Origin of the sequence: Albidovulum sp., assembly GCF_008933605.1 — a bacterium.
In the GTDB taxonomy this organism is placed as follows: Bacteria; Pseudomonadota; Alphaproteobacteria; order Rhodobacterales; family Rhodobacteraceae; genus Albidovulum.
The window spans coordinates 1-3528 of sequence record NZ_WBUS01000230.1; the positions used below are offsets into that span (position 1 = coordinate 1).

The window sequence follows — 3528 nt, forward strand, 5'->3', positions numbered from 1 at the left end:
GCCGGGCTCGCCGAGCCCGAGGCCGAGGAGGTCGAGATGCCGGACGAGACGATGGAGCCGCTGCCCGAGGTGATCGACGCCGGCGCGGTGATGATGGAGGCCCTGACCCTCGCCCTGCCGCCCTATCCCCGCGCGGCCGAGGCCGACTTCGCCGGCGCCGCGGCCGCACCGGAGGGCGCCGCGCCACTGACGGACGAGGAAACCACGCGGCCCTTCGCCGGGCTCGCCGATCTTCTGAAGAAGGGCGACGGCGCCTCCTGACACAGGGGCGCCGGGGGCGCCAGAAAAGGGCTTGCACCCGCGCGGAATCGCAGTATGTTCCCGGCCTCGCTTGAACGTTGGGTTCGCACCGGTCGCTGAGCGCCCGCCTTGTGACGAAACCCCAGGAAAACCGGGGCCCGCCCCCAAGAACACCCGAGGTTGAGACATGGCCGTCCCTCAGAACCGGACCACGCGGTCCCGCCGCAACATGCGCCGCGCCCACGACGCGCTGGTCGCCGCGAACCCGAACGAATGCCCGAACTGCGGCGAGCTGAAGCGCCCGCACCACGTCTGCGGCGCCTGCGGTCATTACAATGACCGCGAAGTGGTCGCCCAGACCGCCGAGATCGACCTGGACGAAGACGCGGCGTAAGCCCGTCTCCTCTCCGGCTCATGCCGCCCAGAGAAGATCGCGCGCCCGAAGCCCCCGGACACGGGACTTCGGGCCGTACCGTCATTTCGGTCGACGCGATGGGCGGCGACCAGGGGCCGGCCGCCGTTGTGGGCGGCATGGCCGACGCGGCCGCGGACAATCCTGACATCGAGTTCGTCGTGCATGGCCCGGAGGAGATCCTCGCCGAGCTCCTCGCGAAGCGCCCCGCACTGGCCGGCCGCTGCACGCTCCGCCCCGCGGCGGGGGTGGTCACGATGGACGACAAGCCGAGCCAGGTCATGCGCCATGGCGACGGCACCTCGATGTGGTCGGCGATCGAGAGCGTCCGCAACGGCGAGGCCACGGTCGCGGTAAGCTGCGGCAACACCGGCGCGCTGATGGCGCTGTCGATGATCCGGCTCCGCAAGCTGCCGGGCGTCAGCCGCCCGGCCATCGCCTGTCTCTGGCCCTCGCGCAACCCGCAAGGGTTCAACGTGATGCTCGACGTCGGCGCCGACATCAAGGCCGACGCCCCCGACCTGCTGCAATTCGCGCTAATGGGCGCCTCCTATGCCCGCAACGGCTTCGGACTCGCCCGTCCACGTGTCGGCCTGCTGAACGTGGGGACGGAGGAGCACAAGGGCCGCGCCGAACTGAAGGCCGCGCAGGACCTGATCGCCGCCGCGACCGAGACGGGCGGCTTCGACTATGTGGGCTTCGTCGAGGGCGGCGACCTGCCCTCGGCGCGGGTCGACGTCATCGTCACCGACGGATTCACCGGCAATATCGCGCTCAAGACCGGCGAGGGCACGGCGAAGCTCGTCGGCGATTTCCTCCGCGAGGCCTTCAACGCCGGCATCCTGTCGCGCTTTGCCGCACTTCTCGCGCTCGGCTCGCTCAAGCGGCTGCAAAGGCGGATCGACCCCCGCCGGGTCAATGGCGGCGTCTTTCTCGGCCTCAACGGGACGATCGTGAAATCGCACGGTTCGGCCGATGCCACGGGCGTCTCGGCGGCGATCCGGCTTGCCTTCCAACTGGCCCGGTCGGGCTTTCAGGAACGCCTCGCGGCGCGGGTTGCCTCTGCCGTGAAGGCGGGGCAGGATGCCGCGCAAGCAGGGGCAGAGAACGGGATTTCCTCATGACAATCCGTGCCGTGGTCCGGGGCGTCGGGCATTATCTGCCCGCGCGCGTGGTCCCGAATGCCGAGTTCGAGACCCGGCTCGACACGACCGACGAATGGATCCGCACCCGCACCGGGATCGAGCGGCGCCACTTCGCGGCCGAGGGCGAAACGACCTCGGACCTCGGCGCGAAGGCGGCGGAAGCGGCGCTGGCCGACGCCGGGCTGGCGGCAGCCGACCTCGACGCGATCGTGCTCGCGACCTCGACCGCCGATCTGACCTTCCCCGCCGCCGCGACCATGGTCCAGCAGAAGATCGGCATGACCAACGGCTTCGCCTTCGACGTGCAGGCCGTCTGCGCCGGCTTCGTCTTCGCACTCGCCAATGCCAATGCCCTGATCCAGTCGGGCCAGGCCCGCCGGGTCCTCGTCATCGGGGCGGAGACCTTCAGCCGCATCCTCGACTTCGAGGACCGCGGCACCTGCGTCCTCTTCGGCGACGGCGCCGGCGCCGTTGTGCTCGAAGCCGCCGAGGGCAAGGGTACGGCGGCGGACCGCGGCATCCTCGCCACCGACCTGCACAGCGACGGCAGCTACCGGGACCTGCTCTACGTCGACGGCGGGGTCTCCACCACCGGCACCGCCGGGCAGGTGAGGATGCAGGGCAACCAGGTCTTCCGCCACGCTGTCGAGAAACTGGCGGAGACGGCCCACGCGGCGCTCGACAAGGCCGGGCTTTCCGGGGCGGATGTGGACTGGATCGTTCCGCATCAGGCAAACCTGAGAATAATCGCGGCGACGGCGCAGCGGATGCAGGTGCCGATGGAGCGGGTGGTCGTCACCGTGCAGGACCACGGCAACACCTCGGCCGCCTCGATTCCGCTCGCGCTGTCCGTCGGCAAGGCCCGCGGGCAGATCAAGGAGGGCGACCTCATCGTGACCGAGGCCATCGGCGGCGGGCTGAGCTGGGGCGCAGTCGTCCTCAGGTGGTGAAATCCCGCTTGAAAACCCCTCCCCAAACCATTGATATTGACTAAGGGTTCTTATCCGCACATCCTTCGCCAAACAGCGAGGGGACGCGAGATGAGCGAAAAGACCTTGACCCGCATGGATCTGAGCGAGGCGGTGTTCCGCGAAGTGGGCCTGTCGCGCAACGAATCCGCCCAGTTGGTGGAGAGCGTGCTCGCCCACATGTCCGACGCCCTCGCCACCGGCGAGACGGTCAAGATATCGTCCTTCGGGACCTTCTCGGTCCGCGACAAGTCGGCCCGTGTCGGCCGCAACCCCAAGACCGGCGACGAGGTGCCGATCCATCCCCGCCGCGTCCTGACGTTCCGCCCGTCGCACCTGATGAAGGATCGCGTCGCCGCCGGCAACCGGGGCTGAGGCCCGGCCCATGGAGAAATCGGCCGAGGCTTTCCGCACCATCAGCGAAGTCTCCGACCTGCTGGACACCCCGGCCCATGTGCTGCGGTTCTGGGAAAGCCGGTTCGCCCAGGTCAAGCCCGTGAAGCGCGCGGGCGGCAGGCGCTACTACCGCCCGTCCGACGTCGCGCTGCTCGGCGGGATCAGGAAGCTTCTGCACGATGACGGCATGACGATCCGCGGCGTGCAGAAGATCCTGCGCGAACAGGGCGTGCGCCATGTCGCGGCGCTCTCGACGGTGGATATCGCCGCCGGAGAAAGTGCGGCCGGATCGCGGCCGGAGACAGAGGCGATGGCCGAGACCCACGCCCCCCGCGCCGCGGCCATCCGGCCGGAGCCGCGCCGGAGC

General features: G+C 69.7%; 5 protein-coding genes and 1 pseudogene. All 6 read left to right on the plus strand.

What is annotated here, in order from left to right:
- Positions 1-261, plus strand: a pseudogene (locus F9K34_RS17865) (DUF177 domain-containing protein); the annotation flags it as partial.
- Positions 262-427: 166 nt separating this feature from the next.
- Entirely contained in the window at positions 428-634 is a 207-nt protein-coding gene (gene rpmF, locus F9K34_RS17870) for a 50S ribosomal protein L32 (protein ID WP_291338460.1), read from the plus strand.
- A 20-nt stretch (positions 635-654) separates the two neighbouring features.
- The gene (gene plsX / locus F9K34_RS17875) at positions 655-1776 is read left to right on the plus strand and encodes a phosphate acyltransferase PlsX (protein WP_291338461.1); all 1122 of its coding nucleotides are present in this window, start codon (positions 655-657) and stop codon (positions 1774-1776) included.
- Positions 1773-2747 carry a beta-ketoacyl-ACP synthase III gene (locus tag F9K34_RS17880; protein ID WP_291338462.1) on the plus strand — a complete coding sequence of 325 codons (975 nt, stop codon included), beginning with the start codon at positions 1773-1775 and terminating at the stop codon, positions 2745-2747. The genes plsX and F9K34_RS17880 overlap by 4 nt, the downstream gene beginning before the upstream one ends.
- 90 nt (positions 2748-2837) lie before the next feature.
- A complete protein-coding gene (gene ihfA, locus F9K34_RS17885) occupies positions 2838-3140 on the plus strand; it encodes an integration host factor subunit alpha (RefSeq protein WP_291338463.1) in 303 nt (100 codons plus the stop codon).
- A gap of 10 nt (positions 3141-3150) precedes the next feature.
- Positions 3151-3528, plus strand: a 378-nt coding sequence (locus F9K34_RS17890) for a MerR family transcriptional regulator (protein WP_291338464.1), incomplete at its 3' end; no start/stop codon positions are given.

Bases quoted from the DNA above. Each gene is read 5' to 3' on its own strand.
- ihfA (WP_291338463.1), top strand. From the start codon at position 2,838: ATGAGCGAAAAGACCTTGACCCGCATGGATCTGAGCGAGGCGGTGTTC.
- plsX (WP_291338461.1), top strand. From the start codon at position 655: ATGCCGCCCAGAGAAGATCGCGCGCCCGAAGCCCCCGGACACGGGACT.
- rpmF (WP_291338460.1), top strand. From the start codon at position 428: ATGGCCGTCCCTCAGAACCGGACCACGCGGTCCCGCCGCAACATGCGC.
- F9K34_RS17880 (WP_291338462.1), top strand. From the start codon at position 1,773: ATGACAATCCGTGCCGTGGTCCGGGGCGTCGGGCATTATCTGCCCGCG.